11 protein-coding genes and 2 pseudogenes are annotated in these 13,224 nt (G+C 67.5%); 7 read left to right on the forward strand and 6 right to left on the reverse strand.

Going from position 1 to position 13,224, the window contains the following annotated elements:
* Positions 1-92 precede the first annotated feature (92 nt).
* Entirely contained in the window at positions 93-899 is an 807-nt protein-coding gene (locus E0500_RS30255; RefSeq protein ID WP_181587195.1) for a hypothetical protein, read from the forward strand.
* A gap of 22 nt (positions 900-921) precedes the next feature.
* On the opposite strand, the gene E0500_RS30260 is transcribed toward E0500_RS30255, so the two are convergent.
* The 5 genes from E0500_RS30260 to E0500_RS30280 form a co-directional block, all read right to left on the reverse strand.
* Positions 922-1,206 (reverse strand): hypothetical protein, encoded by a 285-nt coding sequence (locus E0500_RS30260; RefSeq protein WP_131560173.1) that lies wholly within the window; start codon positions 1,204-1,206, stop codon positions 922-924.
* Between the two features lie 125 nt (positions 1,207-1,331).
* Positions 1,332-2,825: a cell wall metabolism sensor histidine kinase WalK gene (locus E0500_RS30265; protein WP_131560175.1), complete on the reverse strand. Its 1,494-nt coding sequence runs from the start codon at positions 2,823-2,825 to the stop codon at positions 1,332-1,334.
* Positions 2,822-3,520 carry a response regulator transcription factor gene (locus E0500_RS30270; RefSeq protein ID WP_131560177.1) on the reverse strand — a complete coding sequence of 233 codons (699 nt, stop codon included), beginning with the start codon at positions 3,518-3,520 and terminating at the stop codon, positions 2,822-2,824. Before E0500_RS30270 ends, E0500_RS30265 begins: the two co-directional genes overlap by 4 nt.
* 35 nt (positions 3,521-3,555) lie before the next feature.
* A complete protein-coding gene (locus E0500_RS30275) occupies positions 3,556-4,422 on the reverse strand; it encodes an ABC transporter permease subunit (RefSeq protein WP_131560179.1) in 867 nt (288 codons plus the stop codon).
* Complete coding sequence (locus E0500_RS30280) at positions 4,422-5,336, reverse strand: ABC transporter ATP-binding protein (protein ID WP_131560230.1); 915 nt, start codon at positions 5,334-5,336, stop codon at positions 4,422-4,424. The genes E0500_RS30275 and E0500_RS30280 overlap by 1 nt, the downstream gene beginning before the upstream one ends.
* Before the next feature lie 753 nt (positions 5,337-6,089).
* Between E0500_RS30280 and E0500_RS45580 the strand changes: the two are divergent.
* Positions 6,090-6,218 (forward strand): annotated as a pseudogene (locus tag E0500_RS45580) (helix-turn-helix domain-containing protein); the annotation flags it as partial.
* Positions 6,219-6,622: 404 nt separating this feature from the next.
* On the opposite strand, the gene E0500_RS30290 reads toward E0500_RS45580, so the two are convergent.
* Complete coding sequence (locus E0500_RS30290; protein WP_220140641.1) at positions 6,623-7,387, reverse strand: enoyl-CoA hydratase/isomerase family protein; 765 nt, start codon at positions 7,385-7,387, stop codon at positions 6,623-6,625.
* Between the two features lie 413 nt (positions 7,388-7,800).
* On the opposite strand from E0500_RS30290, the gene E0500_RS30295 reads away from it, so the two are divergent.
* The 5 genes and pseudogenes from E0500_RS30295 to E0500_RS45585 form a co-directional block, all read left to right on the forward strand.
* Positions 7,801-8,856, forward strand: a complete 1,056-nt coding sequence (locus tag E0500_RS30295) for an Lrp/AsnC family transcriptional regulator (RefSeq protein ID WP_131560181.1) — start codon at positions 7,801-7,803, stop codon at positions 8,854-8,856.
* 51 nt (positions 8,857-8,907) lie between these two features.
* Complete coding sequence (locus E0500_RS30300) at positions 8,908-10,311, forward strand: L-serine ammonia-lyase (RefSeq protein WP_131560183.1); 1,404 nt, start codon at positions 8,908-8,910, stop codon at positions 10,309-10,311.
* 119 nt (positions 10,312-10,430) lie between these two features.
* On the forward strand, positions 10,431-11,585 hold the full coding sequence (locus E0500_RS30305; protein ID WP_258573026.1) for an amidohydrolase family protein: 1,155 nt from the start codon (positions 10,431-10,433) through the stop codon (positions 11,583-11,585).
* Positions 11,586-11,597: 12 nt separating this feature from the next.
* Complete coding sequence (locus E0500_RS30310; RefSeq protein ID WP_131560187.1) at positions 11,598-12,161, forward strand: carboxymuconolactone decarboxylase family protein; 564 nt, start codon at positions 11,598-11,600, stop codon at positions 12,159-12,161.
* 847 nt (positions 12,162-13,008) lie between these two features.
* Positions 13,009-13,206: pseudogene (locus tag E0500_RS45585) on the forward strand (IS5/IS1182 family transposase); the annotation flags it as partial.
* Positions 13,207-13,224 lie beyond the last annotated feature (18 nt).

A 13,224-nucleotide genomic window follows, 5' to 3' on the forward strand; every position in this document is an offset into this window, starting at 1 on the left:
AGAGTGACCGGCAGCGGCGGCGCCCGACGATGCCCGCCGCCAGCTCCGGCAGTTGTATATCGAGGCTCGCACCGAAGAGGCCGAGCGGGAGCGTGCGCGGAGAGGGCAAGTGGGAGCACACCGGCCGAACCTACCGGAGCATCGCCCGCTACTGGCATGTCCTCGACCCGATCCTCACGACATGGCTGGCGGACGGCATCGAGAGCCTCCGCGAGATCACCCGCGACGACATCAAGAAGGCCATCGCCACCCGCAAGGGGACGCCGGCCCGCTCGATCCACATCGTCCTGCGGAATGTCTTCCGGGCCCTCCGGCAAGAGGGCGTGATCTTCCGCGATCCCACCCGTGGCCTCGTCTTCGCCGGGATCAACAAGACCCCGCCTTCTGTGCCCTCGGACCGGCTGGCCGACGTCCTCAGCCATGCGCAGAACGACTTCCAGCGCTTCGTGATGGTGCTGGTCTGCGTCCATGCGCTCAGCGGCACCGACATCCGCCACCTACTACTCACCGACCTTGACCTGTCCCGCGAGCGGCTCGTCGTACGGCGCCCCGGAAAACGACACATCATCTACCTGGACGAACTCACCTACCGCTGCGCCTCCGCATGGATCCGTGAACGTCACCGCCGCTGGCCGGTGACGACCAACCCGCATCTGCTGATCAACCGATGGACCGCGGTAGACACCACTCACTCGCCCATCGGCACCACCATGTTCAGCACCCTCTTCCGGCCCACCGGACTCACGATGCCGACGCTACGGCAGGACCGGATCCGTGACGAGGCATTCGAGGTCGACGACCCTCTTCACCTGATGCGCCTGTTCGGCATCTCCTCCCACACGGCGATGCGGTACATCACCGCGGCCCACCCCGAACGCACAGCGAAGCTCCCACGATGAGGCGGGCAAACGGCGCAGTGGGTCAGGTCTCCTCTTCGGATCCGAGTTCCTCGAACTCCGGAAAAGTGAGCACCTGCCACCTCGGGGTGTCCTCGTCGTTCGCCAGGACGAGGACGCCGCCGTCGAGGAGCCGGGCTGCGGTGGCAATTCCGGCGAGCAGGTCGAGGGCCGACTGCTGCAGAGCGTTGTTCGACTCCCGCACGGCCGCCGCGTACTTCTCCCGGCCGCCGAGGCCGAGGAGGTCGTTCTCCTGGTGGAAGCGGCGGACGGAGACCTCGGCTGGGCAGCACCGGCGGTTGACCTGCATGCGGTCACGCTCGTCGCCCAGCGGTCACGGAAGTGGGCTTGTGCTAGGCACCGCGTAGCCGCCACGCAGCACCGCCCGCGTCTACTGTCGGCTCACTTGATGTTTCGGCGCCAGCAGCACGGCGCTCAGGAGTGCAGAGGCAACAGGACGCGGAAATTCGCGCCGGCGCCTGGGGCCGTCTCGATCTCGACACTGCCTCCATGGGCGCGTACGAGGGAGTCCGCGATGGCCAGCCCCAGGCCGGCACCGCCGCCGATGCGGGCGCGGGCGCGGGCGCGGGCTTTGTCCCCCCGGTAGAACCGGTCGAAGGCCCGTCTTGCCTGATCCGCGGTCATGCCGGGGCCCGCGTCGTGGAATTCCAGGACGGCTAGTCCGCCTCGCGTGCCGACGCCGATACGCACCGGGGTGCCCGCGGGGGTGTGGGCGATGGCGTTGCCGACCAGGTTGGAGGTGACCTGGTGAAGCCGGGCCTCATCGCCGAGGACGGGGGCTGCGGCGGGTGGTCCGCCGCCAGGGCCGGTGAGGGCGATGGGGCGTTGCGGGTCGAGGGCGCGCAGGTCGTGCAACGCGTCGGCGGCCAGGGTGCGCAGGTCCATGGGGGTGAGCTGCAGCGTCTGTGCGGCGGCGGCCGCGTCCTCGTCGAGTCGGGCCAGGAGTAGGAGTTCTTCCACCAGGCCGACCAGTCGGCCGGCTTCGCGTTCGATGCGGTTCATCGAGGTGTCGACGTCCGAGCGATCGGGCATGCCGCCCATCCGGTAGAGCTCGGTGAAGCCTTTGATGCCGGCCAGGGGGGTGCGCAGTTCGTGGCTGACGTCGGCGATGAAGCGGCGCATGCGCTGCTCGGTCTCGGCGCGGGCTGCGTTGCCCGCCTCGATCCGGTCGAGCATGCCGTTGAGCGAGGTGGACAGCCGGCCGAGTTCGGTGCGCGGGGCTGCGAGCTGCGGGACGCGGCGGGAGAGGTCTCCGGAGGCGATGGCGGCGGCGGTGGTCTCGATGCGGCGCAGCGGCCGCAGTCCGCCGCGCACCGCGAACCATCCGGCAAGTCCCAGGAGTCCCAGGACCGCGGCGTCGATCAGCAGGACCTTCTTGGTGAGCTGGCTCATGGCGTCATCGACGTCGCTGCGTGAGCCCGCCACCACCACGCTGCCTACCGAAACGTCGCTCTCGCCGGACGCTCTCGGTACGGCGACGGCTCGCCAGGTCTCGCCGCCGCTCGCCGCTTCTGCGGAGAAGGGCTTGCCGTCACGCTTGGCGACCGCCGCGGCATCCAGACGGGGCAGCTGCGGGGCCGGGCCGGTGGCCTGCCGGATAACCTGGGTGACCTGAGCGTCGGGGCCGAGGGCGATGACGTACACGTCCGGGAGCCACACCTGCTCCACGCTCTCACGTACCTGAGGGGCGTCCTTGCAGACCACGTCCGGCAGATCGGGCAGGCGGGCGGTCACGGCGGCGACGCCTTTGACGCGTTCGTCGAGCTGCCGCACGAGTTCACGCTGAAGCTGATCGATGACCAGGCCGGTGCTGGCGAGCAGCGCCGCGACCAGCAACGCGAGAGTGATCGCCAGCAGTCGGCTGCGCAGCGACAGGCCCCGGCCGGGGCGGGCGTCGGCGCCGTTCACTGCGGCGGCCTGCGCAGCACGTATCCGGTGCCGCGCACCGTGTGGATCAACTTGGGGTCACCGGCGTCCAGTTTGCGGCGCAGGTAGCTGATGTAGGAGGCGACGATGCTGTCGTCGCCGCCGAAGTCGTAATGCCACACCAAGTCCAACAACTGTTCCTTGGACAAGACCTGGCCGACGTGTTCCATCAGCGCGCGCAGCAAGTTGAACTCCGTGGGCGACAGGGAGACTATCGCGCCTGCGCGGGTCACCTGGTGACTGTCGAGGTCCAGCACGAGATCCCCCACCCTCAGCCGGCCGTCCGGGGCCTGGCCGCTGCTACGGCGCAAAATGGCCCGGATCCGCAGGATCAGCTCTTCCAGGTTGAACGGTTTGGTGACGTAGTCGTCGCCGCCTGCGCTCAGCCCGCTGATCCGGTCCTTGGCCGCGTCCAGCGCGGTGAGGAACAGCACCGGTGGCGGGCCGCCCAGCGCGGGCGGCCCGTCCTGGCGCAGACGCCGTACGACCTCGAACCCGTCGAAGTCCGGCAGCATGACATCGAGGACGATCAGATCGGGGCGCGCACGCTGCACCGCGGCCAGCGCCTGCGCTCCGGTGGTCACCGACGTCACGGTGAAGCCAGCCAGCTGCAGGCTCGCAGACAGCAGCTCCCGCAGAGTGGCATCGTCCTCCACCACCAACAACTGCTCTGTCATGGCCGCCCTATTCATGATTGCCCCGTTCGATCTTCCTACGCGTCGCGCTTGCGGAAGGTGAGAAACGCGGCGGCCAGCAGAACGGCCACGCTCCCGGCCATCACCGCGAGCCCGGGCCACGGCGGGAGCAGCGACGGATCCTGATAGCTCGTCATGATCTGCCCGCCGGCGGATGGCGGCCAGAACTTCGCGGTCCACTCCGACAGCGGCCCCGGCAGGGCCGGACCGAACGCGGGCACGATCAGCATGGCGGCGAACAGGGTGGTCACCGTGGCGGTAGTGCTGCGGATCAGCGCGCCCACAGCCAGGCCCATGAGTCCGGCGAGAGCCAGGAACAGCCCACCGCCCAGAATGGCGCGCACGGATTGCGGGTCGGACAGCGTCAGGTGCGGTGCGCCAGCGCCCTTGAGTGCCGCCTGGCCCACGAGGAATCCGCTGAACGTGGTCGCCCATCCGGTGATCAGGGCTATCGCGGCGAGCACGGCCGCCTTGGCTGCCAGGACCCGGCTGCGGTGCGGGGCGGCGCTGAGCGTGCTGACGATGGTGCGGCTGCCGTACTCGGCGGTGATCACCATGCCGCCCAGCAGCGCAATGGTGACCTGCGCCAGCATGTACCCCTTCAAGCTGGTGGCCAGCGAGTCGAACGTGAGCTTGTCCGCAGCCGTCATGTCAGCGAACTCATCGCCCGCGGAAGAGCCGTTGAGTGCGGCGAGGGCGCCGCCCAGCAGTAGTGTTCCGAGGATGACGTAGAGCGTCGAGCGCATCGTCCAGATCTTGATCCCCTCGGCGTGCAGGACGTGCCGAAACCGCGCTCTGCCGCCCGGCTTCCCGTGTGTGGAGCGGAGCTGCGGCGTCTTGACCGACGCGAAGCGGGTGCGGACGGGGGTGAGGGTCTTGCTCATCAGGCGGCGCCCTTGTCGGAGGAGTACTCGATGCTGTCCTGGGTCAGTTCCATGAAGACCTCCTCAAGCGAGGTCTGGCGCAGTGTCAGCTCGTGGAGCTCGATGCCTCCGGCCGCGGCCAGTGCGCCGATCCGGGCAGGGCCAATGCCGGTGACGACCAGCCGGTCCTCGCTTTCGAGCCGGGCAGCGGCGCCGGACCGGGCCAGGCGCTGTGCGAGGTCGGCGGCCTGCGGTGAGCGCACTACGACTTCCTGGTGGGAGTGCTCAGCGATGAACGCGGACATGCTGGTGTTGGCGATCAGCCGGCCCCGGCCGATCACGACGAGGTGATCGACGGTGAGTTCGATCTCGCTCATCAGATGGCTGGACATCATCACGGCCCGGCCTTCGGCGGCCATCCGGCGCATCAGCTTGCGGATCCAGACGATCCCCTCGGGGTCGAGCCCGTTGAGCGGCTCGTCCAGCACCAGCACCGGCGGGTCACCCAACAGGGCTGCGGCGATGCCGAGCCGTTGCTTCATACCGAGCGAGTAGGTGCCGGCTGCCCGTCGCGCCACGCCCGACAGCCCAACTTCGTCGAGGACCGCCTCGACACGATCGCGGCCCAGCCCGTTGCTGGCGGCCAGCGCCAAAAGGTGGTGGTAAGCACTGCGGCTGGGCAGCACGGCTCCGGCTTCCAGCAGCGCCCCGACCGCCTTCAGCGGCGCGGGCTGTACCGCCACCGCCAGGCCGTTGACGGCGGCGGTGCCGGAGGTGGGTGCGTCCAACCCGAGGATCATCCGCATCGTCGTCGACTTCCCGGCCCCGTTCGGGCCCAGAAAGCCGGTGACCTCTCCAGAGCGAATGGTGAAGCTCAGGTCGTCGACGGCCAGCACGTCGCCGTAACGCTTGGTGAGCCCGTTCACCTCGATCATCAGATCCTCCAACAAGGGTTGCGATAAGACAGCCACCGTGGTCGGGGCGTCCGAGATCCACCTTGGCCAACGCTTCTGGGACAAGCTGTGCACCTTGTGAGCCGTATGTGAGCCCCGCACCCCGTGAACTGGCAAAGGCGCAGCTCAGCGGTCGGAGCGCGGAAGTGGGTGTGGCACACGGTCAGCGGACTCACACAGAACTCCCATAAACCAGTTCCGCCCCCCCGCCAGCCGCCCGCCACATCTGCCCGGCATGCGGGCGCACGGACCACGGGGGCGGCTGTGGCCGACTCGGCGCGAGCGGGCACCCCTGTCCGAGCACCCGGCTCGTCACACCTGTGACCTGCATGCTTCGACCTGCTGCGGGGTGGGGTCCGGGGCCACGTGGGAGGCCAGCAGGCTGCGGAAGTGCCGCGCAGGGCCGGGGCTGCCGTCACCCGATGCCGGACGCCGAAAGTGCGGGCCCGTCCTGCTCGGGCAGAGGGCGCGCTGTCCAGGGAATTCGTGATCAAAAACTGCTGGGCCGTCACGACCGCTCGTCCAAGACCTTTTCAGGCGCACAGAACCGCAGGTCGGCCAGCGTACTGCGTCACCGCCACCTCGACCGGATCCGGCCCGCGGGGCTGGCCCCGTTGCGTGGTGCCCATGGTGGAGAACGAACTCGCCGTCCCTCGCGACGACTTCACCGAGCCGGTCCGGGCCGTCCCGGCGTCCAGGACAGCAGGCAGACCGTGAGGGTCACGTGCCCGGCGAGTGAGCAGCGCGCTCACTCTGTTGACGTGCGTCGCCGAGTCGGGCACACCACAGGCGGTCACCGACCTGGCCGAGCAGACTCGCCTGAGCAAGTCGACAGCCTCGCGCATCGCCGCCGAACTCGCGTCGTGCGGGGTGCTCATCCGGAGCGGTCGCACCGGCACGTACACCCTCGGCGCCAGGGCGCTGGTCCTCGCCGGTGCCGCGGCACCGTACCTGGTTGAGGTCCAAGTCGCGCTCGGTCAGCTCAGACCAAAACGGGTGAGACCGTCTGCCTGGTCGCCGAGACCGTCTCGGCGGTCGGGGACCCGTCCCACCGCGTCGGGTCGACGCCGATCATCTTCGCGCCGCGAAAGGCGGCCAGGGCGGGGCGGCAGATCTAAGGATCCGCCGCCCCGCCCTGATCGACAGATGTCTCACCGGCGCTCACCTGGAACTGACTCGCCAGCCGACAACACCCCGATGAGACCAGTAGACAAGCGTCGGCCGCCGTCCGTGACGGCGGCCGACAACCTGCTTCGCCCCTCAGATTCTCACCACACTTTGCGTGAGCGTGCCTCGACGACCAGGTCGGGGTCGGGAACCTGCCGCTTGGCAGCGACGGTGGCGAGCATCTGTTGCGAGAAGTGGAAACCGAAATCTTCGGCAACGAGCTTGCGCCAGGGGCGAGACACGATGTTATGGGTTGCCCAGCGGGCGAACCGCGGGCGCTTCATGATGTCGCCCGCGATCGCCCACGCCTTCGGCAGGAGCTCCTCACGCGGAAGTACGTCGCTGACGAGTCCGTAGTCGAGTGCTTTCCGCGCAGGGATGGAACGGCCACTGTAGATGTCGTAGGCCGCCCGCTTCGTGCCCATCAGGTGCTGCAGGGCGAGCGAGAGCCCATCTCCCGGCGCGGTGCCCGCCATGAAGTGCGGATCCATGAAGTCTGCGTCTTCCGCGGCCAGAGTGATGTCGCAGAGTAGCGCGAACTCGGTGTGGATCCCGGGACCGTTTACCGCCGCGATCGTCGGGATGTCGAGGTTGTTGACGAAGTTCTCTATCAGCTTCCACGCATCGATGGTCTGCTGGAAGATGTAGTCGGGCTCCTCCTCGACGACGGGCCGCGGCCACGTCTCCTCCGGGTCGCCTCGGAACCAGGTCTCGCCGGTGCCGGTCAGGATGAGGACGTGGTTGTCGGGGTCGTTGCCCACTTCCTGCCACACCCGGTTCCACGCGTTGTGGGCGGCCCAGTTGTGGATGTACGGACCGCCGTCAGTGTGGAGCCGAAGCTCGATGATCCCGTTCTCCCTGCGCATCTTGAAGAAGGCGGCGTACTTCTCGGAGTACTCCTCAAATGCGGTCGGTGGAACGTGGCCTTCCCACCGGGGGTCTGACATGGTCGCCAAGGTCGTCCTCCTTCGTCAGCGCCGGGATACCGACGCTCTGGCTAACGTGAAGATCATTACTCCGCGAGGAAGCGGCATGACCGGCAACGCAGGAAAAATCCCCAGAGGCCGACCGCGGTGAAGTTTTGCGCCAGGCGGGCATGCCCCTCTGCCGCAATTCGGCCAGGTGTCACGAGCTCCGCACTGGCACTCAAGGGGCACCGTGAGTTGCGTCGTCTGGAATCTCCGCACGGTGCCACGTCAGGATGTTTCGGCGCACGGCACGTGAACAGCCACATGCCCGCTGAAACAACGAGCTCTCTCGTACCATAGAGTCAATTTCTATGAGTGATTTGGACGAGAGTCGGCAGGACTACGACCTCGATGAGCTCGATCGGCGGCTCATCCATGCCCTCCAGATCAACCCGCGAGCACGCTGGGCTGCGCTGGCGCCGACTATCGGGGTCGACGCGGTCACCCTCGCCCGGCGCTGGGACCGCATCGTCGAGGCCGGCATCGCATGGGTGTCCGGACATCCCGGCCCGGAGCTGAGAGGGCCGTCGGCAATACTGGAGATTGAAGCCCACCCTGCTGCCACCCTCGGTCTCGCACAGGAGATCGCGGCGGACAGTGAAGCGTTCACGGTGGACCTCACGGCCGGGGGACGCGAGATGCTCGTGCTGGTGGCCACATCCAGCATGAATGCGCTGACGGAATACTTGATGATGCGGGTACCGGCACTTGACGGGATTCGGGCGACCCGGGCCCACTTGTTCTCGTCGCCGTTCGTGGACGGAGGACAGTGGCGCCTTCGCTCCCTGTCTGCCGAGGAGATCGCTGCGGTGGAGCGGAGCGTCGAGGTCTCGCGATCCCCGAGCAGCCGCGTCGACTCTCAACTGGAGGACCAAATCCTTCGCCTGCTGGGACCGGATGGCAGGGCGACAGTGGCTTTCCTGGCGAGGACCCTCGGCGTGGGCCAGCGTCGGGTGCGGGACGCGGTTGCCGCCATGACCGCACAAGGCCGACTGGACACCCGCCTGGATATGGCAAAGGCGCAGTCAGGCCGGCCGGTTCATGCGTGGTACTTCCTCCGGGTCCCTGCCGCGCTCGTGCAGCGCGTCGGGTCTGTGCTCACCCGTATCGGCGAGATCCGCCTCGCGGTTTCAACTGTCGGACAGTACAACCTCATCCTCGCCGTGTGGTTGCCGACGCTGGCTGATGTGCAACGGCTCGAGGTCATCCTGGAGGAGAAACTTCCCGGCGTCAGCATTGCCGACCGTTCCGTCGTGCTGCGCACGGTCAAGAAGGAAGGACACCGCCTCGATGCCCGTGGGCACGCCACCGGCGAATTCAGCCCTCTGCTGACCAATATGCCTCAGCCAAACGCGCGTTTCGAGTGAAATCCTGCACCAGGCCGGGACCATTAGGTGCGCGGACTACCGTCCTGCTTCATGACCACTTCGACAGCTCCTGTCGGTGTCTTCGACCTGTTCACTATGGGGATTGGGCCCTCGAGTTCGCACACAGTCGGGCCGATGAAGGCAGCCGCCGCCTTTGCGAAGGACCTGCGACGAGCGGGCGCGGCGGCCAGCGTCGAGTCAGTGCGAGTGGAGATCTTCGGCTCGCTCGCCGCGACCGGGCACGGGCACGGCACGTTCACCGCGGTGCTTCTGGGCCTGGATGGTGCGCAATCAGCCAGGATCGACTCCGGCGAAGTTGAGCGAAGGCTGGCGGACATCACGGCATCCGGCACGGTGAGCCTGGGCGCAGGGCAACGAATCCCCTGCCGGATCGAGGACTTCGTACTGCGACCGTTGACCGTACGTCCGCGCCATCCGAACGCGTTGACGATCACCGCATACGACCGTGCCGGCGCTGCTGTTCGATCGGATACGTACTACTCCATCGGGGGCGGGTTCGTTGTCCGCGACGGCGACGAGGAGCGCCCCGGCGGCGCGCAATGGACCTCGATTCCACACCCGTTCCGCACGGCGGCGGAGCTGCTCGCTGTCTGTGACCAGACAGGTTCCCGCATCTGCGACGTGATACGCGAAAACGAACTCGCAGGGCGCTCACACGCGGACCTCAGCCGGGGATTGCGCGAACTGTGGGACACGATGCAAACATGCGTCACCTCGGCTGTATCGCGGACAGGGGTGCTCCCTGGCGGCCTCGATGTCCGTAGGCGAGCCGGTGCATGGGCGTCGCGTCTGGACCGCGAGGACCCCGAGCACAGTGAGCAGTACTGGCAGGAGCGTGTCAACTTCATCGCGTTGGCAGTGAATGAGGAGAACGCCAGCGGTGGTCGCGTCGTGACCGCACCGACCAACGGTGCGGCCGGCATCATCCCCGCCGTACTGTTTTACGCTTTGAACTACACGGCTGCCGGCAAGGGCGCCGACGACGATTCACGCAACGACATCGTCGAGAGGTTTCTGCTCACCGCCACGGCGGTGGGCAGCCTCTGCAAGGCCAACGCCTCGATCTCCGGTGCCGAGGTGGGTTGTCAAGGCGAGGTCGGCTCTGCATCGGCGATGGCTGCGGCCGGACTGACCGAGATCCTCGGCGGTACACCGCGCCAGGTGGAGAACGCCGCCGAAATCGCGCTGGAGCACAATCTCGGCCTGACCTGTGATCCTGTTGCCGGCCTTGTACAGGTGCCCTGCATCGAACGCAACGCGATCGCCGCAGTGAAAGCGATCAACGCCGCGCGAATGGCGCTCTGGGGCGACGGCAACCATCACGTCTCGCTGGACCAGGTCATCGCCACCATGCGTGAGACCGGCGCGGACATGAACCACAAATACAAGGAGACGGCCCTGGGCGGGCTGGCCGTCAACGTTGTCGAGTGCTGAAGCCGCGTCAGGCGCCCCCCGTGCCCAACCTGCGCAGTCGAACAATCAGGAAATGAGGAGCAATGGCAGTCCGCACAGTCTTCAAGAATGGGACCGTCTTCGACGGAACCTCAGCAGGCATGGCCGACCTCGTCATCGAAGGCCGCCACGTCGTCGATGTCGGGACCGATCTGGACGGTGATCACGTTGTGGACTGCTCTGGAAAGTCGGTCCTCCCCGGGCTGTTCGACTGCCACGTGCACGTGATGACCCGAGACTTCAACCTCGCACGCGCCGAACAACAAGCCTTCTCCCTGCAGTATTACGAAGCAAAGCGCAACCTGTCACTCCTGCTCGACCAAGGCATCACCTCTGCCCGAGATGCCGCAGGCGCAGACCTAGGGGTGAAGCAAGCGATCGCACAGGAACTCATCGAGGGACCGCGACTGCAGATCGCGATCTCGATGCTGTCCCAAACGGGCGGGCACGGCGATGTCCATCTCCCCTCGGGAGGTCATCGATCGATCCCGATGATGACGGCACACCCCGGACGGCCCAACCCGGTCGTCGACGGCCCGGACGGAGTGCGGCGAGGAGTCCGTGAAGTCCTGCGCGCGGGAGCCGACGCAGTCAAGATCGCCACCACCGGCGGAGTCATGTCTTCAGGCGATAATCCCCGCCACGCCCAGTTTCGCGCCGACGAGCTAGCGGTGATCGTCGCCGAAGCCGCCGCGGCCGACACCTACGTATTCGCCCACGCGCAGGGGACCGAGGGAATCAAGGCAGCCTTGCGGGCCGGCGTCCGTTCCATCGAACACGGCTACTACCTGGACGACGAAGCAGTCGACCTCATGCTCGAGCGTGGCGCCTGGCTCGTTCCCACGCTGTCAGCGACACGCGCCATCATTGACGCCGCTGACAGCGGCATACCGATCCCGGAAGAGAACGCCAACCTTGCCCGTGAGGCCGTCGAAGCTCATCAGGCGAGCTTCGCACTCGCCGTCCAGGCGGGGGTGAAGATCGCTATGGGGACCGACAGCCCGCCCTACTGGAGCCCGGCAGCGAGCAACCTCAGAGAACTCGCTCTGATGGTGAACTCCTCGTCGATGTCCGCGCTGGATGCCTGGCGCGCCACGACGTCGAGCCCGGCCGAACTCCTCCGATTCGACACCGCCGGAAAGTTGGCAGCCGGCAAGCTCGCGGATGTGGTCGTCATCGCAGGCAGTCTGTCCGATCTCGACGACCTTCGCGGCCGGGTCCGTCAGGTGTGGCTCGACGGCACGCGGGTACGGTGACGCGTTGTGCGCATGCCCTCGATCAAGCCCAGCGAACTGACAGCCGAGCAGCGCTCGCTCGACGATCACGTCCGACAGCTCATGGCCGGCTTGCCCGCGCCGTTTACCTCGACTGATCCCGACGGCGCGCTGATCGGCCCTTTCCCGGTGATGCTCCGCTTTCCCGGGCTCGCCCGCCCGCTGCTGGAGTGGTTCACGGCCGGCACCGGCGCCTCAGTCCTGCCCGCCCGGGTGCGCGAGGTTGCGATTCTGACCACGGGCTCGCGGTATGCCGCGGCCTACGAGCTGTACGCACACTCTCGGGTTGCGCTCGCCGTCGGTCTGCCGGAGGACATCATCGAGGGCCTGGTCGCGGGGCAGCGCCCGGCAGGCATGACCGCCGAGGAAACGGTCGCTCACGATGTGGCATCCCGGCTGCACAGCGGCGCGCCTTTGCCGGGAGCGCTTTACCGAGCGGGGGTCCGTACCTTCGGCGACTCCGGAACGGCTGAGCTCGTCTTCCTCGTCGCGCAGTATGCCGCCATCTCGGCGATCCTCAATGCGTACGACGTGCCGCTGCCGCCCGACGCCGACTGACTTTGCGTCAGCGAGCCCCAGGACGGCAGACTGGGTCTCCGCTGCTTCCGATCATCCTGGTCGTCCCGAGCTGCAGACTGTCAATGCGTAGCCCGACGCGGCTGACTCACTCCGGCGCTACTTCCGACGGGGTGTCAGCACGTCCGCGCCTCTTCTCTGACTTGCGCGCCGTCGGCGATCTTCACGTGTGCTGCCATGTTTGGCCCTTTCGTCAGCATCGCAGCGTGTGGCTGGAGCACGCCGGGCGTCCGGATGCGGACGCGCTGGGCTTGGTGCACCGACGGGCCCGGGTGTTCCTCGCGCAGGCTCCAAACCTGCGGCGCGCTCGGGCTGGGACGAGCATTACAACGCGGCACTCGCCGACAGCCACTGACCCACCGATCCGCCCACCCGCTCTCCCGCGCCACCGCGCGGCGGGCGCTCCCACCATCGATAGTTGATCATCTGACCGGCCTTTCGAACCTCCTCCCGCACACGCTCCACCAGCCCAAACGCCCCGCCACCACCTCACGCCGCAAACCCGCGGCCAACCAGCCCTCGTCAGTGGCCACGGCCTACTTCAACATGCTGAACTTGACAGGGAACGGACACGGTCCGACGAAGCCTCTGTCGCCAACCACGAAACGCTCACTCTGCGCGCCGAGTTCGACCACGAAGCCCGCGGCCAGGACATCGCCTGGACCATCGCCTCCTACCAGTCCCCCGCCTGAGAACGCACCTGGCACGCCACCGCCACCGCCAGCACACCCACCGACATGATCAAGACCCTGCTCGACGGTCTCGACACCGACACCGCATGGACCGAGCGGCCGCAAAAGGGGCCCCGGCCGGCGAGCCGCACGACCACGCCATCGGCCGGTCCCGCGGAGGACTGACCACAAAGATCCATCTCGCGTCCGACGCCCACTGCAGGCCCCTGGCCTTCATTCTCACCGCCGGACAGGCCGACGACGCCCCGGCTTTCACCGATGTGATGGCCCAACTTCGCGTCCCTCGCCCACGCGGGCGGCCCCGCACCCGGCCAGATATGGCCCTGGCCGACAAGACACCCCATGCAGCTATG

This window comes from Streptomyces sp. KM273126 (genome assembly GCF_004337435.2).
Classification (GTDB): domain Bacteria; phylum Actinomycetota; class Actinomycetes; order Streptomycetales; family Streptomycetaceae; genus Streptomyces; species Streptomyces acidicola.